Origin of the sequence: Teichococcus deserti, from assembly GCF_001982615.1 — a bacterium.
GTDB lineage: Bacteria > Pseudomonadota > Alphaproteobacteria > Acetobacterales > Acetobacteraceae > Pseudoroseomonas > Pseudoroseomonas deserti.
On the sequence record NZ_MLCO01000166.1, the window covers coordinates 1 to 25,304 of the forward strand.

The following is a 25,304-nucleotide window of genomic DNA, read 5'->3' on the forward strand; positions in this document are numbered from 1 at the left end:
GGCCAGGCTGGAGGGCGGCGGCGGCGGCGGGCTGGCCAGCGGCAGGACGGCCGGCGCGGCGGCGGCCAGCGCCGAGGCCACGGGTGCGGCCGGCGGCGGCTCCGGCATCGGGGCCGGGCTGCTGGCATAGGTCGAGCCGTCCGGGATCGGCTCCATGCGGACGACGTTGCTGCCTGCGGCCGGGTCGAGGCTGGCGACCTGGACGGGCGCCGCGGCGGCATAGGTCGAGCCGTCCGGGATCGGCTCCATGCGGACGACGGGGCCGGCCGGCAGGGTGGCGACGCGGATGCCCGGGTCGGTGGCGTTGCGCTGGTCGCGCAGCGCCAGCATGGTGGCGGTGTCGCCGCGGCGCGGGCCGGCCGGGATGTTCAGCGGGATCTCGGCGGCCGCATAGACCTCCGGCGCGGCGCGGCGGCCCGGATGCGCGTCGATGATGCGCGGGCCGATGCGGGCGACGTAGTTGCGGGTCTCGGCCGGCAGGCCGCGGCCGTTCCACAGATAGTCTTCCAGGCGGCGCGGGCCGGCATTGTAGGCGGCCAGGAAGCCCGGGCTGCCATAGAGCTCGTACATCTCGCGCACATAGGCGGTCCCGGCCATCACGCTGTTCCACGGATGGTAGGGGTCGTCGCCGAGGCCGTAGCGGCCGCGCAGCTCGGCATAGGTGCCGGGCATGACCTGCATCAGGCCCATGGCGCCGACCGGGCTGCGCGCCGAGACGCGGCCGCCGGATTCCTGGCGCATGACCTCGCGGATCCAGCGCTCCGGAATGTCGAAGCGGCGCGAGGCCTCGCGGATATAGGGCCCCCAGGGGTCGCTGGACGGCCCCGGCGGATCATAGCTGGAAGGCTGCGGATAGGCGGCGGCCTGGGCCGCGGCGCTGGCGGTCGGCCGCGCCTGCTGGCTGGCGGTGCCGCAGGCAGCCAGCAAGGCCACCATCGACAGCGTGGCGGCCAATCGGATGCGCCCCCCCGGCGTCATCCGTCCGTTCTGGCACGGAGTCATCCCCAATTCCCCGTCTGTCCGATGCCGCTCCATGGGCTGGAACCGGCCGCGCCCCCACGCTGCCGACTCCGGAATTGCACCGGGTTTAAGTTTCAGCAGAACATCTGCTGCTAAACCGCTAAAGGAAACAGCCAATTGGCGCAAGCCTCGTGACGCAGGCGGGGCTCCGCCGGGCGCTCCATGGCGTTGCGTCTCGATGTGTAAAACCGGTGACGCAAGCGGCCTGCCCCCCTTGGCGCAGCGCCGCCGGTGCCCCAATCATCGGGGGAAGACGCAACGGGCGGGGCACCGATCACGTTTACTCGCTGGCCATGGCCGGCTTCCGGCCACGCCATGACAGAGCGTGATCGCGGCCGGCCTGGGAGCGGCACCGCTCCCAGGCTATCGTCGCCGGCCGGTGGCCAGGCGGCACAGACGGATCCGCCCGCACCGACGCGCCCGGGCCGGCCCGGCCCGCGACGAAGCGACTCGCAGTGATAACAAGGGACATCGCCATGCCCGCGCCTTCTCGTCTTTCCCGCAGCCTCCGCGCCGGCCTCGCCCTGATGCTGGTGGGCGGCACCCTGGCGGCCTGCGCGCCGCAATACACCGGCAGCACCTACAGCAGCGCGGCGATGGGCCGGGCGGCTTCCATTTCCTACGGCACCATCATCGGCATGCGCCCGGTCGAGGTGCAGGGCAACGGCGCCGGCATCGGCACCGCGGCCGGCGCAGTGGCGGGCGGCGTCGCCGGCAGCTTCATCGGTGGCGACTGGCGCTCCAACGCGCTGGCGGGCCTCGGCGGCGCCCTCGTCGGCGGCTTGGCCGGCAATGCCATCGGCCGCGGCGTGAGCTCGACCACCGCGGTCGAGTTCTTCATCCGCGAGGACCATGGCGGCGACATCTCGGTGGTGCAGACCAACGAGGAGCAGTTGCAGCCGAACGAGCGCGTGGTGATCAGCCGGGGCGACCGCACCCGGATCAGCCGCGCCGCCGGCGGCCCGCCGCCCGTCTCCTACGCCCCCCCCGCCAGCTACGGCGGCGCCTATGGCGGCGTGAAGTAGTTTCTTCCAGTTGCCGCCGGCTCGTTGGCCGGCGGCAGCGTTTCGCTGCCGATGGCTGCCCTGCGGTCCGGTTCTCCCTCGCGACCTAGCCTTGCCCTGGCAAGCGCCAGGAAAACCGGTGTATAGACCCGCCGCCATGCAGCAAGCGGTCCTCCCCACCTATCATATCGATGCCGAGAACCCGGACCGCCGCGGCCGTGCGCTGGCCGATCTCGGCGCCGGCTTCACCAGCTGGCGCCTGGCCTGGGCGCTGGCGCGCCTCGACCTGCGCAACCGCTACCGCGGATCGGTCATCGGCCCCTTCTGGGTGACGCTGTCGATGGCGGCGATGGTGCTGGGGCTGGGGCTGCTCTACTCGCAGCTGTTCCAGATGGACCTGCAGAGCTACCTGCCCCACCTGGTGACCAGCCTGATCGTCTGGAACGTGCTGGCGGCGATGGTGGCGGATGCCGCCAACTGCCTGTCCAGCGCCGACGGGGTGATCCGCCAGCTGCGGCTGCCCTTGACCACCCATGCGCTGCGCTGCGTCTTCCGCAACGCGCTGAACGCCGCCCATACCCTGCCGCTGATCCTGGTGGTCTTCGCCATCGTCGGCCACTGGCCGGGGATCGAGGTGCTGCTGCTGATCCCGGGGCTGGCCGTGCTGGCGGTCAATGCGCTGGCGGTCTCGATCTTCCTCGGCATGATCTGCGCCCGCTTCCGCGATATCGGGCCGATCGTGACCAACGTCATGCAGATGGCCTTCTTCCTGACCCCGGTCATCTGGAAGCCGGAGCTGCTGAAGGAAAATGCGGTCTGGCTGCCGCTGAACCCCTTCTACACCATGCTCGAGATGGTGCGCGGCCCGCTGGTCGAGGGCGGCGGCTCGCTGCTGACCTGGGCCGCGGCGCTGGGCTACAGCAGCGTGCTGCTGGCCATCGCGCTGGTCTTCTTCATCCGCTTCCGCAACCGCGTGGCGTTCTGGGTCTGAGCCTTGGCAAGCATCTCCGCCCGCGGCCTCCGCATCGAGTTCCCGCTCTACCACCTGGCCGCCCGCAGCCTGAAGAAGCGCCTGCTGGCCAAGGCGGCGATCCGGCTGAAGACCGACGAATCCAACCGGGTCGTCGTCTCCGCCCTGTCGGAGCTGACCTTCGACATCAGCCGCGGCGAGCGCGTGGCGCTGATCGGCACCAACGGCGCCGGCAAGACCACGCTGCTGCGGACGCTGGCCGGCATCTATGAGCCGGTCGCCGGCCAGCTCGAGGTGCATGGCGAGGTCGGCTCGCTGATCGACCCCGCCGCCGGCATCGATTCCGACAGCACCGGGCGCGAGAACATCGTGCTCCGTGGCCTCTACCGCGGCATGAGCGAAAGCCAGATCGCCCTGCTGGAGGCGGATGCCGCCGAGTTCGCAGGCCTCGGCGAGTTCCTCGACATGCCGACCCGCGGCTATTCCGCCGGCATGCAGGTGCGGCTGTCCTTCGCCATCGCCACCGCCATCACGCCGCAGATCCTGCTGATGGACGAGTGGTTCCTGGCCGGCGACGCCGACTTCATGCTGAAGGCGGAAGAGCGCCTGACCCGGCTGGTGACCGGCGCCGACATCCTGGTGATCGCGACGCACGACATGAACGTCGTCCGCCGCTGGTGCACCCGGGTGATCAAGCTGGAAGCCGGGCGCATCATCGGCGACGGCACGGTCGACGAGATCCTGGGCCCGGCCGGAGCCTAGCCCGCTAGAGGCAGGTCAGCTTCAGGGCGGCGCGGGCGTCGTTGTCGCTGGTCGGGCGCTGCACGCTGCCCGCCATCACCAGCTGGCGCTGGCCGTTCGACAGCTGCCAGCTGCGGCTGAAGACTAGGCTGTTGGTCACCCGCGGGCCGGCGAAGGCGGCGGTCACCGTGATCGGGCGGCCTGCGATGTTGACGAAGCCGAAGGTGACCTCCTCGACATTCGGATTGCCGCCCTGGCGCTGCTGGCTGCGCTGGATGCTGTCGATCCGCACCAGCCCGGCGGCCAGGCAGTCCTGCGCCGCCTGGGCCCGGGCGGGGGAGGCCACCGGCGCGGCCAGGGCGGCCAGCAGGGTGGCGGCGATCAGGGAAGTGGCTCGGGGCATGGAAAGAAACCTCTCTCGCTGGAGGGATCCTGCGCGAACCGGTCCCGTCGCGCCAGACATTGGGACCAATCGAGGCGATAGAGCCGGGCTATGGCTGCGGCCCCTGATTCCCTAGACTGGGCGCCGCATTCGCCGGAGCGCCGCCGCCCATGATGAGCCTTCCCTTCTTCGGCCTCTTCGCCGCCTTCTGCCTGGCCTGGGCCGAGCGGCGGGCCGCCGCCGTCGCGCTCTGGGCGGCGTCGATGCTGGCGCTGCTGCTGCTGTTCCGGTCGCATGCGACGGACAGCCTGGCACTGTCCTTCTGATGGCGAAGACCCCGATCTGCCGGACGCTGAACGGCATCGGCCTGCTGGCGGTGTCCCTGGTGCTGGCCGCCGCCTTCTTCGAGCAGCTGGTCCATGGCGACATTCCCTGCCCGCTCTGCATCCTGCAGCGCGCCGGATTTGCCGGCGTGGCACTGGGCCTGGCGCTGAACCTGCGCTGCGGGCCGCGGCCCAGCCACTATGGCATCGCCATCCTCTCCGCCCTGATCGGCGGCAGCATCTCGGCGCGCCAGGTGCTGCTGCATATCGCGCCGGGCGATGCGGGCTATGGCGGCACGCTGCTCGGGCTGCATCTCTACAGCTGGGCGCTGCTGCTGTTCTTCGTCATTGTCGCCGGCTGCGCTTTTCTCCTGCTGTTCGACCGGCAGTTCGACGAGGCTGGCGCACCCCAGTCCCGCCTGCCTGCGCTGGGGCTGGCGGTGCTGGCGCTGGCCGCGCTGCTGGTGCTGGGGAACGGCATCTCGACGGTGCTGGAATGCGGCGGCGGGCTGTGCCCGGACAATCCGGTGGATTACCAGCTGCTGCGCTGAGCCGAGGGACAGAAGAAAGATGGGCGCGGCGCACTGCGCCGCGGGGGGCATTCAGTCCCCTGGGCCTTGCTAGCTTCTACCCTTCGAGCTCATGCGACAGCGCGATCAGCTCCCGCGTATGCGCATGCTGCGCCGTGCCGTCGCGCAGCTGCTCCTGGCGGAGGATCTCGACGATCCGCCCGCCCTGCATCACGGCGAGCCGCCCGCAGAGATGCCCGATGACCGCCAGGTTGTGCGACACCAGGATGCAGGTCAGCTGGCGCGCCTGGCGCAGGTCGGCCAGCAGGTTCAGCACCTCCGCCTGGACCGAGACGTCGAGCGCCGAGGTCGGCTCGTCCAGCAGCAGCACCGAGGGGTCGGCGATCAGCGCGCGGGCGATGGCGACGCGCTGGCGCTGGCCGCCGGACAGCTGGTGCGGGTAGCGGAAGCGCGCCACGCGCGGCAGGGCCACCTCTTCCAGGGCCCGGGTGATGCGGCTTTCGGCGTCGGCGATGCCGTGCACCGCCAGCGGCTCGGCCAGGATGCGGTCGACGGTCTGGCGCGGGTGCAGCGACCCGTAAGGGTCCTGGAACACCATCTGCACAGACTTGAAGAAGGCGCGGTCGCGCTTCGGGCCCAGCGCCTTGCCGTCCACCGCCAGCCCGCCATCCCAGCCGGGGACCAGCCCCGCGATGGTGCGCAGCACGGTCGACTTGCCGGAGCCGCTCTCGCCCACCAGGCCGAAGGTCTCGCCGGGGGCGACATGGAAGGAGACGTCGTGCACGACCTGGTTGTGGCCGAAATGCACGTTGAGGCGTTCGACCTCGATCATCGCTGCGGCTCCAGCCAGGCGGGGTCGCGGGTCAGGGTCGGCAGGCGCGGCCGCGGCGCCGACAGGCTCGGCATGCAGTCGAGCAGCCCGCGGGTATAGGCGTGGCGGGCGCGGTGCAGGTCGCGCGCCGGCAGCTCCTCCATCACCTGACCGGCATACATGACGACGACGCGGTCGCAGAAGCGGCTGACCAGCGGCAGGTCGTGGCTGATCAGCATCAGCCCCATGCCGCGGGCGGAGACCAGCTCCTCGATCAGCTTCAGGATCTCGGCCTGGACGCTGGCATCCAGCGCGCTGGTCGGCTCGTCGGCGATCAGCATGTCCGGGTTGGGCGCCAGCATCATGGCGATCATGACGCGCTGGCCCATGCCGCCGGAGATTTCGTGCGGGTAGGAATCGAGCACCCGCAGCGGGTCGCGGATGCGGACCTGCTCCAGCAGGGAGAGCGCGGCCTCGCGGGCTTCCTTCCTGCCGCCCTTGTTGTGCGCCAGCCAGGCCTCGGCGATCTGCCGGCCGACGGTCATCACCGGGTTCAGGCTGTATTTCGGGTCCTGCATGATCAGCCCGATGCGGCCGCCGCGGAGGGCGCGCATCTGCCGCTCGGAGGCGGCGAGGACGTCGATGCCGTCGAAGCGCAGCGCCTCCGCCTGGACCCGGGCGGAGCCCGGCAGCAGCCGCATCAGCGCGCGACCGGTGACGGATTTCCCCGACCCGCTCTCGCCGACGATGCCCAGCTTCTCGCGGCCCAAACTGAAGGAAATCCCGCGCACGGCCTGGGTGAAGCCGGCGGGGTTGGGGAAGTCGACCCGCAGCTTGCGGATTTCGACCAGGGGGGCTTCGCTTGGGGGGGCTTCGGTCATGCCGCTCACCGCTGCTTCGGGTCCAGCACGTCGCGCAAGCCATCGCCCAGCAGGTTGAAGGCCAGGCTGGCGGTGAAGATGGCGATGCCGGGAATCACCGGCACCCACCACTGCTCCAGGATGAAGCGCCGGGCGGAGGCGATCATCGTGCCCCATTCCGGGATCGGCGGCTGCGCGCCGAGGCCGAGGAAGCCGAGCCCCGCGGCCGTCAGGATGATCGAGGACATGTCCAGGGTGACGCGCACCGTGAGAGACGGCAGGCACATCGGCGCCACATGGCGGCAGATGATCCGCCAGGGCGAGGCGCCGGTCATCTGCACCGCGGCGACATAGTCGGTGTTGCGGATGGTCAGGGTCTCGGCCCGCGCCAGCCGGGCATAGGGCGGCCAGGCGGTCAGCGCGATGGCGATGACGGCGCTCTCGATGCCCGGCTTCATGGCGGCGACGAAGGCCAGCGCCAGGATCAGCCGCGGGAAGGCCAGGAAGACGTCGGTGACGCGCATCAGCAGCTTGTCGACGATGCCGCCGGCATAGCCGGCGACGCAGCCGACGATCAGCCCGAGCGGGGCGACCAGGATCACCACGGCCACCACCATGCCGAGCGTCACGCGGCCGCCATAGAGCAGGCGCGACCAGCTGTCGCGGCCGAGCTCGTCGGTGCCCAGCCAGTGCTCGGAGGACGGCGGCGCCAGGCGGTTGGCCAGGCTCTGCACCCCGGGGTCGTGGGTCGCCAGCAGCGGCGCGGCCAGGGCGAGGGCCAGCATGGCCAGCACCACGGCCAGGCCGGCGACGGCCAGCGGGTTGCGGCGGAAGGCCAGCCACAGCTGGTAGCGCCGGCCCCAGCGGGCCTGGGCGCGGGAGGCGGGGGCGTCGGACAGCAGCCAGGCGCGGGAGACGGCGGCCATCAGGAGACCCTCGGATCGAGCAGGCGGTAGAGCAGGTCGGCCATCAGGTTCAGCGCCACATAGATCAGCCCGACCACCAGCGTCGCGCCGAGCACCGCGTTCATGTCGGCGTTCAGCAGCGAGACGGTCAGGTACTGGCCGAGGCCCGGCCAGGCGAAGATGGTCTCGGTCAGGACGGCGCCTTCCAGCAGCCCGGCATAGGTCATGGTCAGCACGGTCACCAGCGGCACCGCGATGTTGCGGAAGGCATGGCCCCAGACGATGGTCACGCCGGACAGGCCCTTGGCCCGCGCGGTGGTGACGTATTCGCTCTTCAGCTCGGCCAGCATGAAGGCCCGCGTCATGCGGGCGATATAGGCCAGGGAGAAGAAGGCGAGCACGCCGGCCGGCTGCGCCAGGTGCCAGATCGCGTCGCGGAAGGCGGGCATGTCGCCGGCCAGCAGCGCGTCGATCGTCAGGATGCCGGTGCGCTCGTCGACCAGCCCCTCGAAATAGATGCCCTGGCGGCCGGGGCCGGGGGCGATGCCCAGCGTCGCGTAGAACAGCAGCAGCGAGATCAGCCCGAGCACGAAGACCGGCAGCGAATGGCCGGCCAGGCAGAACAGCCGCACCCCCTGGTCGATCCAGCTGCCCTGCCGCGTCGCCGCCCAGACGCCGAGCGGCACGCCGATCAGCACGGCGACGATGATGGCGACGGTGGCCAGCTCGAAGGTCGCCGGGAAGAAGCGGGCGATGTCCTGGGTGACCGGGTTGGAGGTCATCACCGAGCGGCCGAGATCGCCGCTGAGGATCTGCCCCAGATATTTCCAGAACTGGATGTAGAGCGGCTGGTCGAGGCCGAGCTCGAGCCGGGTGCGCTCGACCACGTCCTGTGGCGCGCGGTCGCCGATGATGGCCAGCACCGGGTCGATCGGCACCACGCGGCCGATCAGGAAGGTGACGAGGGCCAGGCCGAACAGGGTGATGGGCACGCTGGCCAGCGTGGCCGTGAGCGCCTTCAGCCGCAGCTTCGCCGCCGAGGGACGCGCCGCCTTCGGCCGCGGGGCGATGCCCCCAGGCGGCGAGCCTGAGGGACCTTGCGGATCGCCGCCCGGGACCACCGGGCGGGAGAGGCTGCTGTCGCTCACGGGTGCCGGCCGGAAGACCCGGCACCCTGGTTCTGCCTGACGTTCATTTAAGCCTTGGTGATCTTAACGTAGGAATGGCGGTCGTTCATCGGGCCCATGTCGAAGCCCTTCACCGCGGCGCGGGAGACCGAGACCTCGATCTCCTGCAGCATGATGACGAAGGGCGACTGCTGCTGGTGGTCGCGCTGCAGGTCGCCATACATCGCCGAGCGCTTGGCCGCGTCGGTCTCCTTCAGCGCCGCGAGCGTCCGGGCGGAGAGCTCGGGGATCTCCCAGCTGGCGCGCCAGGCCAGCGTCCGGTTGCGGGCGTTGTCGCTGTTGTCGGTGTTGATGCTGAAGGCCTCGGCATTGCTGTGCGGGTCGAAATAGTCGGACCCCCAGCGGACCATGGCCACGTCATGGGTGCGGGCGCGGGTCTTGGTGATCACCGCGCGCATCTCGCCGGGCAGCATGCGCAGGCGGATGCCGATCTCGGCCAGGTTCGCCTGGATCGCCTGGGCGATGTCGGCGTTGGGCGCGGCCGAGGCATAGTCGAAGGACAGCTCGAAGCCCGAGGCCAGCCCGGCCTTGGCCAGCAGCGCCTTGGCTTCGGCGACGTTGCGCTTGAAGGGATGCTCGGTCAGCGCGCCGGGCAGGCCGGCCGGCAGGAAGGACTGGTGCACCGCATAGGTGGTCGGCACGATCGCCTTCTGGATGCCCTCATAGTCCAGCGCCAGCTTGATCGCCTGGCGCACCTCGGGCTTGGCGAGGTTCGGGTTCTTCTGGTTCAGCGACAGGTACATCAGGCTGGCCTTGCGGGCCGACTGCACCGTGTAGGCCGGGTTGCCCTCGAGCTGCTTGATCTGGTCGGCGCCCAGGTTGCGGGCAATGTCGTAGTCGCCCTTGGTCAGGCCGAGCAGCTGCGCCGAGGGGTCGGCGATGTGGCGCAGGATGACGCGCTTGATCACCGGGGGCGCGCTGGTATGCGGGTTGGCCTCCAGCACCACGCTCTCGCTGGCGCGCCACTGGCGGATGACATAGCTGCCGGAGCCGGCCGAATTGGTCTTCAGCCAGGCATTGCCCAGGTCGTCGCCCTGGGCGTGGGACATCACGACCGCCTTCTCCATCACCGAGCCGACGGCGGCGGAGAGGCAATAGAGCAGGAAGGAGGGGGCGGTCGGCTCGGCCGTCTCCAGCACCAGGGTGCGGGCGTCGGTGGCGCGGATGCGCGCCGCGACATTCTCCTTGGTGAAGCCGAACTGGTTGATGATGAAGGCGGGCGCCTTGTTCAGCGTGACCGCGCGGCCGAGCGAGAAGGCCACGTCCTCGGCCGTCACCGGCTTGCCGGTGGCGAATTTCGGCCCGTCCTTCAGGGTGAAGGTGAAGGTCCTGCTGTCGGCCGAGGCCTCCCACTTCTCCGCCAGCTCACCCTGGATGCTGCCGGGGTCCGAGTTCGGGGTCGTCACCAGCTTCTGGTAGACGTTCCCGGCGAGCTCGGAGGCCGTGTATTCGAAGGCCTCGTGCGGATCGACGGTGATGATGTCGTCGATCTGCTTGGCGAAGACCAGCACGCCCGGCGGCGTCTGGGCGATCGCGGGCGAGAGCGAGACGGGCAGCGCGGCAGCCGCGGCCGAGGCCAGCAGCAACGAACGGCGGGTGAGCATGGTGGGTGGACCTCCTGCAAGCCATGACGGCTTAGCGCGCCGCGGGGGGGCGGCGCCACGGGGCGTTGCGGCTCCACCCCCGGCATTCGCCAAGTTCCGCGGCCAGGACAGCCGTTTGGGGCAAAATTTTTACCTTCGCCGGGCTCGGGCGTGGCGCTTTGGACAAATTGTCCAGTCCGACATTACTTGGCTGACAGGTGGCCCCGGGGAAGCCATGCGCGTTTCCCTCTGGTGCAAGCGCCATGCCCATGGCATCCGCCCCCGGCATGAGCGATGCGTTCTGGCAGGATTTTTCCGCGCCCGACCCGATGACGGGCGCCGGCTACCACGACCGCTACCCGGCGCCGATGCCGGATGGGCGGCACCTGGTGCTGCCGCTGCGCGACTATGGCGCCATCGCGGTGACCGGCTTCATCGCCAACCAGGCCAGTTTTTCCGTCCTGCGCGCCGTCACCGGCTGGATGGCCGCGGCCGCCCGCCGCTTCGAAGCCGAGGTGGTGGTCGGCCTGCCGACATTGGGACACGTCTTCGGCGGCCCGGTGGCCGAGGCGCTGGGCCATACCAACTGGGTCGCCCCCGGCTATTCACGCAAGAAGTGGTATGAGGAGCGGCTGTCGGTGCCGACCTCCTCCTCCACCGCGCCGGATGCGCGGCGGATGTGGCTGGATCCGCGGCTGCTGCCGCGGCTCGCCGGCCGCCGGGTGCTACTGGTCGACGACGTGATCAGCACCGGCAGCTCGGCCCTGGCCGGGCTGAAGCTGCTGCGGCTGGCCGGCGTCGAGCCGGTCGGGCTTTGCGTCGCCATGGCCCAGGGCGATCGCTGGCAGCCGGACTGGCGGGCCGAGGTGCCGGTGTCCGCCGGCTTCTGCACGCCGCTGTTCCTGCGCGGGGCCGAGGGCTGGCGGCCGGATTTCTCGACGCTGCCGCGCGGCGTCTCGGGGCCTTGAGGGTTGAGGGAGTTGTGCTGATGCCGCGTCTCTGGCTGGTGCTGGGTTGTCTGTCGGGGCTGCTGGCGGTGGGGCTTTCCGCCTGGGCCGCGCATGGGCTGGAGGCCGGCGCGGCGGCCCGCGTCGCCAGCGCCATCACCATGCAGGGCTGGCACGCGCTGGCGCTGCTGGCGGTCGGCCTCCTCGCCGAGCGCCGCCCCGGCTGGGCCATCCAGGCGGCCGGCACCTGCTTCACCCTGGGCATGCTGGGTTTCTGCGGCGCGCTCTGGGTCGGCGCCCTGACCGGCGGACCGGCGCGGATGGCGCCGCTGGGCGGCACGCTGCTGATGCTGGGCTGGCTGGTGCTGGGCCTCGCCGTGCTGAAACGCCCGGTCGCCGCATGATCCGCAGCGCCTATCTGACGCATGAGGGCTTCCACCCCGAGGTGGAGGAGGAGCTGCGCCGCAAGGGCGTCGCCATTTCCCGCTGGCACGGCCCGCTGGCGCTGAGCGAGCAGCCGCCGGTGCAGAGCGCCTGGGCGCTGGACGTCTGGACCGACCCGCGCGAGATCGCCGTCCCCTCGATCAAGGGCGCCGCCGCGGCGCTGCGGGCGATCCAGCGCAACTGGTCGCTGGAGCCGGTGCTGCACCACCGCCGCGCTGCCCTGATCGCCGAGAACCTGCCGCCGCTGAAGCCGAAAGCCCTGAGCTTCCCCGAGGTCCCGCCCGCCGGCCATCTCGGCGGCTGGACCCTGCTGGCGCCCGACCTGATGCTGGCCAGTCCGACCAAGACCAGCCCCTTCGTCAACGGCGCCATCCGCTTCGCCGAGGACCGCGCGGGCCCGCCCTCACGCGCCTACCTCAAGCTCTGGGAGGCGCTGACCCGGATCGGCCGCTGGCCGGGGCCCGGCGAGACCAGCCTCGACCTCGGCGCGGCGCCGGGCGGCTGGAGCTGGGCGCTGGCGCAGCTCGGCGGCCAGGTGACGGCGGTGGACAAGGCGCAGATGGACCCCGCCGTCGCCGCCCTGCCGAACGTCACGATCCGCACCGAAAGCGCCTTCGGCCTGGAGCCGGAGAAGCAGCCGGTCACCGACTGGCTGTTCAGCGACATCATTTGTTATCCCGCCCGGCTGCTGGGGCTGGTCGAGCGCTGGATGGCGGCAGGGCGGGCGCGGAACTATGTCTGCACCCTGAAATTCCAGGGCGAGACCGACCACGACACCGCCGAAAAATTCGCCGCCATCCCCGGGGCGAAGGTGTTCCACGGCGCGCACAACAAGCACGAGCTGATGTTCTGCCTGCTCGACGCGCCGGTGCAGAACTGACGAAGACGCTCCCGCCGCTGTGAGGGGGGGCGGGATTGGACCGGTGCGGCGCCGGCCCTTAGGCTCCGCGCCCGAACCTGGAGACTACCCCGCCCGATGCGCTTCCTCCTGCTCGCCCTGCTCGGCCTCTGGCTGGGCATCGCTCCCTCGATGGCCCAGTCCCCGCCCGCGGCCTCAACCGGCGCCGGCCGGGCAGGCCAGGGGGTGAGCCAGGCCTCGCTGGACGAGCTGGTGCGGCTGCTCGAGGACGACGCCACCCGCCGCGCGCTGATCGACCGGCTGAAGGCGGGGCCCGCCCCGGCCCGCGGCCGAGCCGACCTTCGCCCGCCAGCTGGCCGAATACAGCCAGACGGTGGCCGAGCAGGCGGCGGGAATGGTCAAGCATCTGGGCGCGCTCTTCGCCGGGCTGGGGCAGGTGCTGAACCGGGCGGATGCGGCCGATGACGCGGTGTTCTGGCGCGCCATGCTGTCGGTCGGGCTGATGATCGGCGTGGTGGTCGGCGGCTTCGCCCTGCTGCGGCTGCTGACCGCGCCGCTGCTGGCCATGCTGGACCGGCGCGCGGCCAGGGCGGGCAGCGGGCTGGGCGCGGTCGCGCTGCGCGTGGCGCTGATCCCGGCGGCGCTGCTGATCGAGGTGGCGGCCGTCGTGCTGGCCTGGGCCGGCGGCTATTTCTTCGCCCTCTTCTACGGCCAGACCGGCGCCATCGCCGTGCACCAGACGCTGATCCTGAACGCCTTCCTGGCGGTCGAGGGCGGCAAGGCGGTGGTGCGCGCGCTGCTGATGCCGCGCCAGCCCTCGCTGCGGCCGCTGCCGCTGGGCGACGAGGGGGCCCGCGCCTGGTCCTTCTGGCTCAGCCGCGCCGCCTCGATCATCGGCTATACCCTGATGCTGCTGGCGCCGCTGCTGAACAGCTTCGCCTCGGCCGCCGCCGCCCAGTCGCTGCGGCTGCTGGCCATGCTGCTGACGCTGGTCCTGGGCATCCTGGCCGTGCTGCGCCACCGCCGCGCCGGCCGCGCCTGGATCGAGGCGCGGCGCGACCGCCGCGGCCTGCGCGCCATGGGCCAGGCCTGGACCGCGCTCGGCCATGTCTGGCACCTGCTGGCCATCCTCTACATGGTGGCGCTGTTCCTGGCCTGGGTGACCAACCCGCGCGAGGCGCTGTTCTTCATGCTGCGCGCCACCGCCCAGTCGCTGGCGGTGATCGCCGCCGCCACGCTGATCCTGCACCTGATGCGGCGCGCGCTGGCCCGCGGCATCGCCGTGCCGGAGTCGCTGACCGAGCGGCTGCCGCTGCTGGAGCGCCGGCTGAACACGATGATCCCGGCGATCCTGAAGGTGCTGCGCATCGCCGTGCTGGTCGCCGTGGCGCTCGGCCTGCTCTGGGCCTGGAAGCTGTTCGACCTGCCGCGCTGGCTGTCGACGGCCGGCGGCGGCCGCTTCGCCGGCGCCATCCTCTCGGCCGGGCTGATCCTGCTGGCCGGCATGCTGCTGCACCTGGCGATGACCAGCTGGGTGGAATACCGGCTGAACCCGAATTACGGCACGGTGCCGACGCCGCGCGAGCGGACCCTGCTGGCGCTGTTCCGCAACGCCGCCAGCATCGCCCTGGTGGTGATGGTGACCATGCTGGCGCTGTCCGAGATCGGGGTGAATATCGGCCCGCTGCTGGCCGGCGCCGGCGTCGTCGGCCTGGCCATCGGCTTCGGCGCCCAGAAGCTGGTGCAGGACATCATCACCGGCGTCTTCATCCAGCTGGAGAACGCGCTGAACGAGGGCGACGTGGTCGCCGCCGGCGGCGTCTCCGGCGTGGTGGAGCGGCTGACCATCCGCTCGCTGTCGATCCGCGACGGCACCGGCACGCTGCACCTGGTCCCCTTCAGCTCGGTCACCACGGTGGCCAACATGATGAAGGACTTCGGCTTCCACGTGGCCGATATCGGCGTCTCCTACCGCGAGAGCATCCCTGCGGTGAAGGCGGCGCTGCAGGAGGCCTTCGCCCGGCTGAAGGAGACCGAGCACGGGCCGAACATCCTGGGCGACCTCGACATGCAGGGCATCACCAGCTTCGGCGAATCGGCGATCATGATGCGGGTGCGGGTGAAGACGCTGGCCGGCAAGCACTGGGGCGCCGGCCGCGCCTATAGCGAGATCGTCAAGGACGTCTTCGAGGAGCGCGGCATCGAGATGCCCTATCCGCAGCGCACCGTCTCCTGGGGCGGCGACGGGCAGCCGCCGCTGCCGGCGAAGCTGCTGGAGCCGCCGCGTGCCGCCGGCGCCCCTGCCGCTCCGCCTGCCGCTCCGCCTCCCGCTCCGCCTCCCGCTCCGCCTCCCTCTGGCGCGAAGCCGGCCGCCGAGAGCTGAGCCAGCGCAACCCGGGCGGCTGCCGCCACGTTTTCCGGAAACGCAAGAATTCCGGGACCAGGGGCGATGGCTGGCAGGGCTTGGTGGCTGATCCGGCAGACCGTCTACGGCTTCATCGAGGACGACGCGCTCAGCCGCGGCGCCGCCATCGCCTTCTACACGGTGACCTCGCTGGCGCCGGTGCTGCTGATCGCCATCGCCATCGCCGGCACGGTCTTCGGCGAGGAGGCGGCGCGCGGCGCCATCGTCGGCCAGCTCGGCGGGCTGATGGGGCCGGCGGGGGCCGAGGTGGTGCAGGGCATCATCCTCAGCGCCTCCAACCCGACCTCCGGCCTGCTGGCCAGCGCCTTCGGCCTGGCGACGCTGCTGCTGACGGCGAGCGGCGTCTTCGGCGAGATCCAGTCCAGCCTGAACATGATCTGGCGGGTCGAGGCCTCGGGCGACACCGTCTCGCGCCTGCTGCGGGCGCGCGCCGCCAGCCTGGGCCTGGTGGCGACGCTGGGCTTCCTCCTGCTGGTCTCGCTGGTGGTCAGTGCGGCGCTGACCGCGATCGGCGCCATGCTGGACGGTCACCTGCCGGCGCTGGCGCTGATCGTGCGCATCGCCAATGCGGTGATCTCCTTCGCGCTCGTCGCCCTGCTCTTCGCCGCGATCTACAAGATCCTGCCGGACCGGCGCCTGGAATGGCGCGACGTCATCGTCGGCGCGGTGGCGACCACCCTGCTGTTCAACCTGGGGAAGACGCTGATCGGGCTGTATCTCGGCAGCAGCGCCATCGGCAGCACCTATGGCGCGGCCGGCTCGGCGGTGATCGTGCTGCTGTGGATCTACTACTCGGCGCAGATCTTCCTGCTGGGCGCGGAATTCACCAAGGCCTGGGCGATGCAGCGCGACGCGCGCCGCTGGCAGCGGCACCAGGCGTCCCTGGGAGAAACCCTGGGGGATGCCCTGGGGGACGCCCTGGGAGACGCTCCGCCGGAGCGGCCGCCGGTGGGGCTGCCGCCGGCGGTGGGGTGACCTTCTTCCATCAGGCCGCCTGGCTGTGCCGCCCCGTGCCGGTGCCGAGATAGGCGTCGAAAGCGGCGGCGGCGTGGCGCAGGAAGCGGCGCTCGGTGACCATCAGCCGGTCGGCTGTCAGCGCCACCACCCCATCGGCGAGCAGCGGCGCCAGGCGCGGCCAGGCATCGGCGGGGATGCCAGAGCGCGGCAGGGACAGGTCGCACATGATCCGCTCGATCAGCGCGCCGCGCCGGCGGTCGTCCGCCGAGAGGGCGCGGCCGCGGCGGACGGCGAGCCCGCCAGCCTCCACCGCCTCGAGCCAGCCGCGCTCGTCGGCGATGTTCTGGGCGAAGCCGCCCGGCAGCCGGCCGATCGAGGAGGCGCCCAGCCCCAGCAGCACCGGCGCCGTGTCGGTGGTATAGCCCTGGAAATTCCTGCGCAGCCGGCCTTCGGCGGCGGCCACCGCCATCGGGTCGCCCGGACGGGCGAAGTGGTCGAGGCCGATGCGGATGTAGCCTGCGGCCTCCAGCACCGCCGCCGCTGCCTCGGCCTGGTCGAGCCGGGCGGCGGGGCCCGGCAGCAGGCTGGCATCGATCGCCTGCTGCGCCGGCTTCATCCAGGGCACATGGGCATAGCCGAAGACCGCCACCCGCTCGACGCCGAGACCGGCGGCGAAACGGGCGCTGGCCTCGACCTCGGCGAGGCCCTGGCCGGGCAGGCCGTACATCAGGTCGAGGTTGATGGCGCCGATGCCGATGTCTCTCAGCAGGGCGACGGCGTCTTCCACCTGCGCGACGGGCTGCAGCCGGCCGATCCGCGCCTGCACGGCCGGGTCGATATCCTGCACGCCGAGGCTGGCGCGGGTGACGCCCCCCTCGGCCAAGGCGGCGGCAATGGACGGCGTCAGCACCCGCGGGTCGAGCTCGATCGCCTTCTCCGCCCCTGGCGCAAAGCGGAACGCCTTTCCCAGCGCGGCGAAAACACGGGACAGCCCCTCGGCGCCGATGGCACTGGGCGTGCCGCCGCCGAGATGCAGCGCCGTCACCGGACCGGCATGGGGAGCCGCCTCCGACAGCAGCGCCGCCTCGACCAGCAGCGCCTCGGTGTAGCGGGACAGGCGCCCGGGCCGCCGCGTCACCGCGGTGTGGCAGCCGCAATACCAGCAGAGCGCCCGGCAGAAGGGGATATGGACATAGAGGCTGATCGCCTCGCCGGGGGTCAGCGCCGCCAGCCCGTCGCGGTACTCGCCTTCCTCCATCGGCGCGAAATGCGGGGCGGTCGGGTAGGAGGTGTAGCGCGGCAGGGCGGCGGCGGCGTAGCGGGCGAGGGTGTCGGGCGTCATGCCCGGAGGTCTAGCGCCGGGCGGTCCGCGCCGCCTTGAGGTGGATCAAGCCGCTCACCCCGGCTCCACCACCAGCACCATGCCCTCGACGCCGATCACCCGCACCGGGCTGCCCGGCAGCAGGGCTTCGCCCCCGCGGGCCGGCCAGTCGGAATCGCCAACGCGGACGCGTCCCGCCCCCTGCCAGAGCCCCGGCCGCCCGACCAGGCCGGAGGATGGGCTGTTGACGCCCCCTGCCCGCGGCGTTGGCCGGAAGAAGCGCACGGACAGGAAGATGCCCAGCGCCAGCAGCAGGATGTAGACGACCACCAGGACCGGAAAGGCCGGCTCGGCCAGCAGCACCAGCAGCCCCGTCCCCACCGCCGCGGCACCGACCCAGACCAGGAAGATGCCGGGGATCAGCAGGTCGGCCGCCATCAGCAGCAGGCCGCCGGCGAGCCACAGCACCCAAGGCTCGGGCATCACGGCTTGGGGCCGCCGGCGACGCCGCCATTCCGGAAGACCTCCAGCGCGCCGGCGATGCCGCCGGCCAGCGCCGAGGCCTCGACCGGGACGACGACCAGCTTGGAGGCCGGGTTGCCGGCGAGCTCGCCGAAGGCGCGGATATAGCGCTCGGCGATGAAGTAGTTGAGCGCGGCATCGCCCCCCTCCCGCGCGGCGGCGGCGACCGAGCGGGTGGCCTCGGCCTCGGCGAGCGCCAGCCGCTCGCGCGCCTCGGCGTCGCGGCGGGCGGCCTCCAGGCGGCCCTCGGCCTCCAGCACCTGGGCGGCCTTGTCGCCCTCGGCGCGGGCGATCGAGGCCTCGCGCTCGCCCTGGGCGCGGGCCACCGTCGCGCGCCGCTCGCGCTCGGCGATCATCTGGGTGTTCATGGCGGCGACCAGGTTGGCCGGCGGCTCGATCTTGCGGATCTCGACGCGGGTCACCTTGACGCCCCAGGGGTCGGTGGCGCCGTCGAGGACGCTGAGCAGGTAGGTGTTGATCTTGTCGCGCGAGGACAGCGCCGAATCGAGGTCCATCTCGCCGATGATGGCGCGGATATTGGTCATCGACAGCGCGGTCAGCGCCTGGGTCAGGTTCTGCACCTGGTAGGCGGCGCGCTCCGGGTCCATCACCCGGTAATAGACCACGCCATCGACCGAGACATTGGCATTGTCGCGGGTGATGACCGCCTGCTCGGGGATGTCGAGCACCGTCTCCTGCACGTTCACCTTGTGGCCGATGCCGTCGATATAGGGCACCAGGAAGTTCAGCCCGGGCTGCAGGATGCGGGTGAAGGCGCCGAAGCGCTCGACCGTCCAGGCCTCGCCCTGGGGCACGGTGCGGATGCCCTTGAAGGCGGTGAGCACGGCCAGCGCCAGCAGCACGGCGAAGACGATCAGGGCCCCTTCGGACAGCATCATGGCGGCGTGATTCTCCCAAGCTCGACCGGGAGAGAGGGTGGCACGGGCGCGGCGAAAAATCGCCTGCCCGGCCGGGCTGCCGTCGCGATCGTGTACGGCTCAGGACAGCACGAAGTCGCCAAGCGCCGGCATGCCGCCCAGGAAGAAGATGTCCTCGGAGATGCTGCGGTCGACGCTGACGACGCGCCAGCTCTGGTGGTCGAGCTGGCTCAGCATCACGCCGTCCTCCAGCGTGCCGTAGCCCAGCAGGCGGATGCGGTCGCCTTCGGCCGCGCAGAAATCCAGGACGCGATCGCCATTGGCCTCGCCGGCGCGGAACAGGAAGGTGTCGGCCCCGGCGCCGCCGGTCAGCCAGTCGCCGTCGCGGCCGCCATCCAGCAGGTCGTCGCCATCGCCGCCATAGAGCTTGTCGCGTCCCTGGCGGCCATACAGCGCGTCGTCGCCGTCGCCGCCCCAGAGCTGGTTGCTGCCGCTGTTGCCCCAGAGGCGGTTGTCCAGCTCGTTGCCGACCAGCGTGTAGTTGGCGCGGCCGGTGCTGGGGTCGAGCTTCAGCAGCTCGATCGACTGGCCGGCCTCCAGCGTGTAGCTGGTGGTGGTGATGACCGTGTCGTAGCCCTGGCCCGGCCGCTCGATCACCCGGTCGCCGGCAGAATCGACGTAGTAGGTGTCGTCGCCGCGCTTGCCCTCCAGCACGTCGTCGCCGGCGCCGCCATCGAGGAGATTGGCGCCGGCATTGCCAGCCAGCCAGTTGTCGAACTCGTTGCCGGTGAGCGACAGGTTCTCGCTGCCGGTGCGCGAGGCCAGCTGCAGCTTCTCGATGCCCTGGCCGGGGTCGAGGGCATAGCTGATGGTCGAGATGATGGCGTGGTAGCCCGGCGCCTCGGCCTCCACCACGACGACGTCGCCGGGGTTGTCGACGACGAACTTGATGTTGCCGCCAAGTCCCAGCATCTCGTCGGCGCCGGCGCCACCGTTCAGCACGATGAAGGAATCGGCCGGGGCATCTTCATCGAGATTGCCGCCGATCAGGATGTCGTCGCCCTCGCCGCCCTGCGCCACGCCATCCGGGCCGAAGACCAGCAGGATGTCGTCGCCGCCGCCGCCCTGCAGCTCCACCTTGGGCGAGAAGGCTTCCATGTAGTCAGCGAAGGCCGTGCCGATCAGCGTGAAGTGGCTGCCGAAATTCGCGGTGCCGGTCAACGTCGATCCGTTCCAAATCTGATACGATCCATCGAATAGATCGACGAAAGACAGGCCATAAGGCGAGTTCGAATAATCGTAAGTCTTGCGGATCATCCGCCATTCCTCCCGGTCTTGGCGGATGAATGATCCCCGAAGATCGCAATGAAAGGCAGGAAAATCAGCAGCTAAGCAAGATCAACGCCTTCACCCGAAAGCGCCGCATTCCAGCGACACCACGGCGGAAATTTCTCGCACCAGGGCGAAAACCTCGCGCAACGGGCGAATCAGCCGCTCCTGTTCCTCGCCATAGCCGTCGTGGCGCGGGGTGGGTGGCTCGGCGAAGTCGAGGGCGGCGCCGGGCGGGTCGCTGGCGGGGAAGACCTGCTCCAGCAGCTCGACCGCCGCCAGCACGTCGAGGCGCAGCAGGCGGTGCAGCAGCCCGTCCCGCGTCACGCCGTGGCGGGGGGAGAAGTCGGGCACCTCGACGGCGATGATCCAGATGCGGTGGATCAGGCAGAGCCGCAGCGCATGCAGCGCGAAGAGCCGGTCGGACATGCGCGGTGCCTGGCCGGGCCAGGCGGCGCGCAGGGCCAGGTCGTCGGCCTTCAGGCGGCGGAACACCGCCCGCGCCGGGTCGCCCAGGCCGAGCTGCTCCAGCGCGCCGGCGACGGCCACCAGGGCGGCGGCGCGGCCCGGACGACGGGTCTGCGCCGCGCGGTCCAGCCAGGTGCCGGGGTCGAGGCTGGCGACATAGCCACGCAGCACGTCGGCATCCGACAGCGCCAGGCCGGCACGGGCGAAGGCCAGGGCATTGGCGAAGCGCGGGCTGTGGTGCAGCAGCTCGGCGAAGGCCTCGGCCTCCTGCAGCGCGCCATGGCCGAGGCCGTGCATCAGATTGGCCAGGAAGCCCAGCTGCTGCAGCACGGCGTTGTTCGGGATGGCGCGCAGCTCGCGCGGGTGCCGGATGGCCACCGGGCCGCCAGAATCGCTCTGCCGGTTGGCCGGGCGCGACCCGGTGCGGTCGAGCAGCGCCGGGCCGAAGGCGCCGAGGAGGGCGGCATAGCCGGCATCCTCGACCAGCCCGTTGAAGGCGAGGCGGGCGCCGGCGAAAAGGTCGGTGGCGGGGCTGGCCTCGGCATAGGCGGGATCGGTGATGGTCTCGGGGACCGGCGCGAAGGCGTGCTGGGCGATGCGCGCGATCGTCGCATGCGCCAGCGCCGGGGTGCCGAAGAGCAGATAGCCGTCGCCGCCCTGGAAGGCGGTCTCCAGCCGGGTCGGGATGCCGCGCGCGGCGAAGGCGGCGCGCACCGCCGGCGGGTCGAGATAGGCGAAGCGCGCCGCCAGCCCGTCCGGATGGCCGCCGCGGCCGAGGCCCTCGCCATGGGTGTCGAAGAGCACCACCTCCAGCCCGGCCAGGCCGTGGCGGGCCAGCAGGTCGGCGACGCGCAGCTTCAGCCGCTCGATCAGATGGGTGGCGGCGACCTGGCCGACATAGCGGCCGGAATCGGAATAGCCGAACTGCAGGCAGAGGCGGCCGACGCGCTTCAGATGGGCGCGCCAGTGCGGGCTGCGCAGCGCTTCTTCCACCACCCGCTCGCCGCGGCGCTCGAGCGCCTCCGCCGTCTCGAAGAGCGGAGAAATCTCGACCTGGTCCTCGACGCCGGCGAGCCGCGCCAGCAGCAGGGCGGCGAGCAGGGTGTAGCCGCTCTCGGTCTCGGCGACGAGGAAGCGGACCGGCTGGCTGGCGTCGATATGCTTGGTGATCTGGGCCACCGTCATCATCAGCCGGGCGGCCGAGGCCTGCTCGACCATCAGCCCGCCGAAATCGACCGGCTCGGCGGTGGTCTCCTCCAGCGCGGTGTTGATGGCGGCGAACAGGGCGCGGCGGCGCGCCGGGTCCTCGGGCCCGCTGCCCAGATGCGGGAAGCGCAGGCGGGCGGCATTGTGCAGCTGCGCCGCATTCAGCCGCACATGGGTATGCGCCAGCGACAGGCCGTGTGCCGCAAGGCCGGCGCGGGCGACGCAGAGCGCCAGGCGCGTCTCCTCCTCCCCGGCCGCGGCGAGCGCGGCGGGAAACAGGGCGAGCAGCGGCGCCGGCGTCACCAGGGCCGCGTCGCGGCCGCCGATCAGGGCCTGGGCGAAGGCCTGGACGGCCGCGGGCTCGGGCGTGCCGGCGGGCGGGCAGGCGGCCAGCTGGGCGTCCAGGGCCTTGAGCGCCTCGGCGGTGCGGGCGCGCAGCGCTTTGGTGCAGGCCTCCGGCAGGGCGGCGAGCTGGCCGGCCAGCCGCGCCAGCTGCAGCCGCTTCATGCGCAGCCGCAGCCGCAGCGTGTCGTGCCAGCCGATATCGGTGCGGCCGTCGGTGTCGTAGCCGACCCAGCTGGCCAGGATCACCGGGCGGGGGTCGAGCCCGGTCCAGCGGTCCGGCCAGATGGCGCGGGCGGTGCCGAGGAAGGCGGCGGCCAGGCGGTCCAGCGCGTCGCGGCCATTGGCGATGGCGAAGGCGGCCTGCTCGAACTCGTCGGCCAGCGTCGGCGCGGCGGGGCGCAGCGGCAGCGGCTCCTCCGGCGGCACGCCGCCGGCGGCGCGGGCCAGGGCCAGGCCGGATTCGCGCGGCAGGCTGAAAGTGGGGTGGGCGGTGAAGACCGCGGCGGCGCGCGGGCGCTCGGCGGCGGCGCGGAAGGCGGCCAGCGGCACCGGGCTGTCGTCCGGATCGGGGCGGGCGATGCGGGTGGCGATGGCGGCCAGCGCGCTGTCGGCGGTGGCCAGGCCGGCGCCGACGCCGCGGGCCAGGCGCTGCGCCTTATCCAGGAAGGCGGCGCGGCCGAGCTGGCGCAGGATGCCGGCCAGGTCGGCATGGCTGGCCTGGCCTTCGTCGAGGCGCCGGCTGAGGGTCAGCGCGACGGAAAGCGCGGGGTTGGCGAAGGGATCGCCCCGCGCCGTCGAACGTGCTGCGGCGACAAGGGCGATCAGCTCAGCTTCGGTGAAGGACGGCATGGGCGCCATGCTGCACCCGCTCAGTGCATTTGTGTTCAGATTCTTTCTGATAGAAAAAAAGATGGGGTCCAGGGGAATTCCTTCCCCTGGCCTTACTGGCTTCTCGCTTCCGCAATCAGCGCCTGGAGCTGCTCGGAGACCGCCAGCGGCAGGACCGGGCTTTCGGTCTTCCCGTCACGCAGCAACGCGCAGAAGTGTTCCGCCTCCGGCCGGTAGTGGTCGCTGCCATAGGGCAGATGCTCGGTCCCAAGCCTGGGCAGCGCCGCCTTGATGCGGCGGAGCAGCGGGTTGGCCTTCAGCGTCTCCTTCAGGCCGGTGCCGCCCGCCGAGCCGCCGGCCGCGGGGGCCGGGGCTGTCTCGGCGACCAGGCGTTCGGGATGCATCACCGGCGCCGGCAACAGGAAGGAGGCGCTTGGCCCGCTGACTCGAACCTCGTTGGCCAGCAGCCCGGTCAGCGAGGCGGCGAGCTGCGAGGTCCAGCCATTCGCATGCTCCAGCAGCAGGGCCGCCTGGACATCGACGCCGCCGGCATCGCGGGTGATCGCCGCCTGCATCCGCGCGACCGGGCCGCCGAGCAGCAGGGCGGTGGCCAGCGGATAGAGGCCGCGATCACGCAGCACGCCTGCATCCGCGGCGAAAAGGCCGGGACGCAGGGAAGGATCCTCCGGATAGCCGAAGCTGGCGGTCAGCAGGCCCGGGCCGCCGAGTTCGCCTCCGGCGATCCGGGCGGCCAGGCGCGCATAGGCCGGCAGGAAAGGGGTGCAGATGGCCTCCATGAAGAGGATGCCGGAACGCCGCACCGCCTCCAGCGTGGCCGCAGCCTCGGACGGGTCGAGAGCGAAGGGCTTCTCGCACAGCACCGCCTTGCCGGCGGCGGCGGCGATGCGAATCGCCTGGGCATGGTCGCGATTGGCGTTGCCGATGTAGACGGCGTCGAGCGACGGGTCGGCCAGCAGCATGGCGGCGCCGGCGACGCCCTGGGGGATGCGGTTGCGGTGGGCGAATTCCTCGGCGCGCCCGGCGCTGCCGGAGGCGACACTGACCACCTGGACCCCGGGCAGGGCCTGCAGGGTGCGGGTCATCCGCGCCGCCATGGCGCCGGTGCCGATGATGCCGAAGCGGATCTCCTGGGTCACAGGCCGTAGCTCCCGCCCTGCTCCGCCCAGGGCATTGGCGCGATGGGGGCGAAGCGGCTCCTCACCGGCTGCGCGACGCCCTGGTCGAGCGCATCCTGGATGGCCAGCGTCACCTCGGTCAGGTGCAGGGCGAAATCCGCGCCGAGCCGGGCCGGGCGGCCGGCGGCCATGGCCTCCAGCATCTCGGCCGGGCCAAGCATGAAGTTCATGCTGGCGGCGCCGCGGCGGCCGACCTTGGGATGGGTCGGGGCCTTGATGCGGAAGCGGTAGGTCAGCGGTGCTTCCACCAGGCGCCGGCGGATGCGCAGCCGCTTGCGGATGCGCACCGACGCGGTGTTGGCCCAGCATTCCTTCAGCTCGAGCGTGCCGGTCTCGCCGAAGATGCGCAGAGCGTGGTCGTGGCGGGCGATGATGCTGCAGGTCAGGCGGGCGACCATGCCGCCCTCGAAGAACAGGGTGGCCACCGAGAAATCAGGGGCCGGCCTCTCCCCATTCTCCAGCATGACGCCGGAAACATGGGCTGAGGCCGCGGCGACCTGGCGGATCGGGCCGAAGATGGCCATCAGCCAGGTCAGGTAGTAGCCGGCATGCTCCAGCGTGCAGCCGACGGCGAATTCGTCCTGGTGCGGCCAGGGGGCGCCGGATTCGCTGATCCAGTCGCGATAGGGCGCCTGGGTGATGTAGCCGTCGTCGAGCTCGGCATAGACCAGGCGGGGGGTGCCGATAGCGCCGTTCCGGATGGCCAGCCAGGCGGTCTGGGCCGCTTCACCCAGCACGCTGCAGGGGGCGGAGGCGATCTGCAGCCCGCGCTCGGCAGCCAGGCGGTGCAGCTCTTCCGCATGATCAACGGTCGTGGCCAGCGGCTTCTCGGAATAGATCGAAAAGCCGGCTTCGAGGCAGGCGCGGCTGACCTCGTAATGCGCGCCCGGATTGGTCAGGTTCAGCACCAGGTCGGGCCGGGCGTCGAAGACGGCCTGCAGGCTTTCGACGACGGGCGCCTTCCAGTGGCTGGCGAAGGCGGCACGGCGGGCCGGGTCGGTGTCATAGGCGGCGGTCAGGGTGATCCCGGGGAAGGTCTCCAGGCTGCGCATGTAGAGATCGGCAACGAAGCCCATGCCGATGATGGCGATCCTGCTCATGCGCTGCCCTGCTCCGCGTTTGCGGGGAGAGCTATAGCGGATGCGGCAGGGGAGAAGGAATTGCTCTGCGCACAGCAAAAAGCCCCGTCGCTTTGATGCGACGGGGCTTTTTGCTGAATTCTTGGATGCGGGGACAGGATTTGAACCTGTGACCTTCAGGTTA

The 25,304-nt window shown here is 71.4% G+C and carries 24 protein-coding genes; 10 read left to right on the forward strand and 14 right to left on the reverse strand.

Going from position 1 to position 25,304, the window contains the following annotated elements; all coding sequences use genetic code 11:
- The coding region (locus tag BKE38_RS31540; RefSeq protein WP_076958349.1) for a lytic transglycosylase domain-containing protein at positions 1–954 on the reverse strand (954 nt) is incomplete at its 3' end.
- A gap of 542 nt (positions 955–1,496) precedes the next feature.
- Between BKE38_RS31540 and BKE38_RS16360 the strand changes: the two genes are divergently transcribed.
- From BKE38_RS16360 to BKE38_RS16370, 3 genes are all read left to right on the forward strand, one after another.
- Positions 1,497–2,045, forward strand: a complete 549-nt coding sequence (locus BKE38_RS16360; protein WP_242662393.1) for an outer membrane lipoprotein — start codon at positions 1,497–1,499, stop codon at positions 2,043–2,045.
- Between the two features lie 136 nt (positions 2,046–2,181).
- Positions 2,182–3,015 carry an ABC transporter permease gene (locus BKE38_RS16365; RefSeq protein WP_076958350.1) on the forward strand — a complete coding sequence of 278 codons (834 nt, stop codon included), beginning with the start codon at positions 2,182–2,184 and terminating at the stop codon, positions 3,013–3,015.
- Between the two features lie 3 nt (positions 3,016–3,018).
- Complete coding sequence (locus BKE38_RS16370) at positions 3,019–3,756, forward strand: ABC transporter ATP-binding protein (RefSeq protein ID WP_076958351.1); 738 nt, start codon at positions 3,019–3,021, stop codon at positions 3,754–3,756.
- Between the two features lie 4 nt (positions 3,757–3,760).
- Here BKE38_RS16370 and BKE38_RS16375 read toward each other — a convergent pair whose 3' ends face one another.
- Positions 3,761–4,138, reverse strand: a complete 378-nt coding sequence (locus BKE38_RS16375) for a hypothetical protein (RefSeq protein ID WP_076958352.1) — start codon at positions 4,136–4,138, stop codon at positions 3,761–3,763.
- Between the two features lie 149 nt (positions 4,139–4,287).
- Here BKE38_RS16375 and BKE38_RS32180 point away from each other — a divergent pair, with 149 nt between their 5' ends.
- Positions 4,288–4,443: a DUF5993 family protein gene (locus BKE38_RS32180; RefSeq protein WP_165694207.1), complete on the forward strand. Its 156-nt coding sequence runs from the start codon at positions 4,288–4,290 to the stop codon at positions 4,441–4,443.
- Positions 4,443–4,991: a disulfide bond formation protein B gene (locus BKE38_RS16380; RefSeq protein WP_076958353.1), complete on the forward strand. Its 549-nt coding sequence runs from the start codon at positions 4,443–4,445 to the stop codon at positions 4,989–4,991. The genes BKE38_RS32180 and BKE38_RS16380 overlap by 1 nt, the downstream gene beginning before the upstream one ends.
- A 76-nt stretch (positions 4,992–5,067) precedes the next feature.
- Here BKE38_RS16380 and BKE38_RS16385 read toward each other — a convergent pair whose 3' ends face one another.
- Genes BKE38_RS16385 through BKE38_RS16405 form a run of 5 tightly spaced genes read right to left on the reverse strand, consistent with a single transcriptional unit; the run spans position 5,068 to position 10,337 of the window.
- Positions 5,068–5,802: an ABC transporter ATP-binding protein gene (locus tag BKE38_RS16385; protein ID WP_076958354.1), complete on the reverse strand. Its 735-nt coding sequence runs from the start codon at positions 5,800–5,802 to the stop codon at positions 5,068–5,070.
- Positions 5,799–6,662: an ABC transporter ATP-binding protein gene (locus BKE38_RS16390; protein WP_076958369.1), complete on the reverse strand. Its 864-nt coding sequence runs from the start codon at positions 6,660–6,662 to the stop codon at positions 5,799–5,801. Before BKE38_RS16390 ends, BKE38_RS16385 begins: the two co-directional genes overlap by 4 nt.
- Positions 6,663–6,667: 5 nt before the next feature.
- On the reverse strand, positions 6,668–7,567 hold the full coding sequence (locus BKE38_RS16395) for an ABC transporter permease (RefSeq protein ID WP_076958355.1): 900 nt from the start codon (positions 7,565–7,567) through the stop codon (positions 6,668–6,670).
- Positions 7,567–8,694: an ABC transporter permease gene (locus BKE38_RS16400; RefSeq protein ID WP_242662394.1), complete on the reverse strand. Its 1,128-nt coding sequence runs from the start codon at positions 8,692–8,694 to the stop codon at positions 7,567–7,569. The genes BKE38_RS16395 and BKE38_RS16400 overlap by 1 nt, the downstream gene beginning before the upstream one ends.
- A 47-nt stretch (positions 8,695–8,741) precedes the next feature.
- A complete protein-coding gene (locus tag BKE38_RS16405) occupies positions 8,742–10,337 on the reverse strand; it encodes an ABC transporter substrate-binding protein (protein ID WP_076958356.1) in 1,596 nt (531 codons plus the stop codon).
- Positions 10,338–10,603: 266 nt separating this feature from the next.
- Between BKE38_RS16405 and BKE38_RS16410 the strand changes: the two genes are divergently transcribed.
- The 5 genes from BKE38_RS16410 (at position 10,604) to BKE38_RS16430 (ending at position 15,966) form a co-directional block, all read left to right on the forward strand.
- Positions 10,604–11,284 (forward strand): phosphoribosyltransferase, encoded by a 681-nt coding sequence (locus tag BKE38_RS16410; protein ID WP_083747598.1) that lies wholly within the window; start codon positions 10,604–10,606, stop codon positions 11,282–11,284.
- Positions 11,285–11,304: 20 nt separating this feature from the next.
- Positions 11,305–11,667, forward strand: a complete 363-nt coding sequence (locus BKE38_RS16415) for a DUF423 domain-containing protein (protein ID WP_076958357.1) — start codon at positions 11,305–11,307, stop codon at positions 11,665–11,667.
- Entirely contained in the window at positions 11,664–12,587 is a 924-nt protein-coding gene (locus tag BKE38_RS16420; RefSeq protein WP_076958358.1) for an SAM-dependent methyltransferase, read from the forward strand. Before BKE38_RS16415 ends, BKE38_RS16420 begins: the two co-directional genes overlap by 4 nt.
- A gap of 373 nt (positions 12,588–12,960) precedes the next feature.
- Complete coding sequence (locus BKE38_RS16425; protein ID WP_076958359.1) at positions 12,961–14,949, forward strand: mechanosensitive ion channel domain-containing protein; 1,989 nt, start codon at positions 12,961–12,963, stop codon at positions 14,947–14,949.
- A gap of 66 nt (positions 14,950–15,015) precedes the next feature.
- Complete coding sequence (locus BKE38_RS16430; protein ID WP_076958360.1) at positions 15,016–15,966, forward strand: YihY/virulence factor BrkB family protein; 951 nt, start codon at positions 15,016–15,018, stop codon at positions 15,964–15,966.
- Between the two features lie 10 nt (positions 15,967–15,976).
- On the opposite strand, the gene hemN is transcribed toward BKE38_RS16430, so the two are convergent.
- From hemN to BKE38_RS16465, 7 genes are all read right to left on the reverse strand, one after another.
- Entirely contained in the window at positions 15,977–17,290 is a 1,314-nt protein-coding gene (gene hemN / locus BKE38_RS16435; RefSeq protein ID WP_076958361.1) for an oxygen-independent coproporphyrinogen III oxidase, read from the reverse strand.
- Positions 17,291–17,344: 54 nt separating this feature from the next.
- On the reverse strand, positions 17,345–17,752 hold the full coding sequence (locus tag BKE38_RS16440) for an NfeD family protein (RefSeq protein WP_076958362.1): 408 nt from the start codon (positions 17,750–17,752) through the stop codon (positions 17,345–17,347).
- Positions 17,752–18,690 (reverse strand): SPFH domain-containing protein, encoded by a 939-nt coding sequence (locus tag BKE38_RS16445; RefSeq protein ID WP_076958363.1) that lies wholly within the window; start codon positions 18,688–18,690, stop codon positions 17,752–17,754. Before BKE38_RS16445 ends, BKE38_RS16440 begins: the two co-directional genes overlap by 1 nt.
- A 99-nt stretch (positions 18,691–18,789) precedes the next feature.
- Positions 18,790–19,890, reverse strand: a complete 1,101-nt coding sequence (locus BKE38_RS16450; protein WP_076958364.1) for a calcium-binding protein — start codon at positions 19,888–19,890, stop codon at positions 18,790–18,792.
- 186 nt (positions 19,891–20,076) lie between these two features.
- Positions 20,077–22,875: a phosphoenolpyruvate carboxylase gene (locus BKE38_RS16455; protein ID WP_076958365.1), complete on the reverse strand. Its 2,799-nt coding sequence runs from the start codon at positions 22,873–22,875 to the stop codon at positions 20,077–20,079.
- An 83-nt stretch (positions 22,876–22,958) separates the two neighbouring features.
- The gene (locus tag BKE38_RS16460) at positions 22,959–24,002 is read right to left on the reverse strand and encodes a Gfo/Idh/MocA family protein (RefSeq protein WP_076958366.1); all 1,044 of its coding nucleotides are present in this window, start codon (positions 24,000–24,002) and stop codon (positions 22,959–22,961) included.
- Complete coding sequence (locus BKE38_RS16465) at positions 23,999–25,141, reverse strand: Gfo/Idh/MocA family protein (RefSeq protein ID WP_076958367.1); 1,143 nt, start codon at positions 25,139–25,141, stop codon at positions 23,999–24,001. The genes BKE38_RS16460 and BKE38_RS16465 overlap by 4 nt, the downstream gene beginning before the upstream one ends.
- Positions 25,142–25,304: the final 163 nt, after the last annotated feature.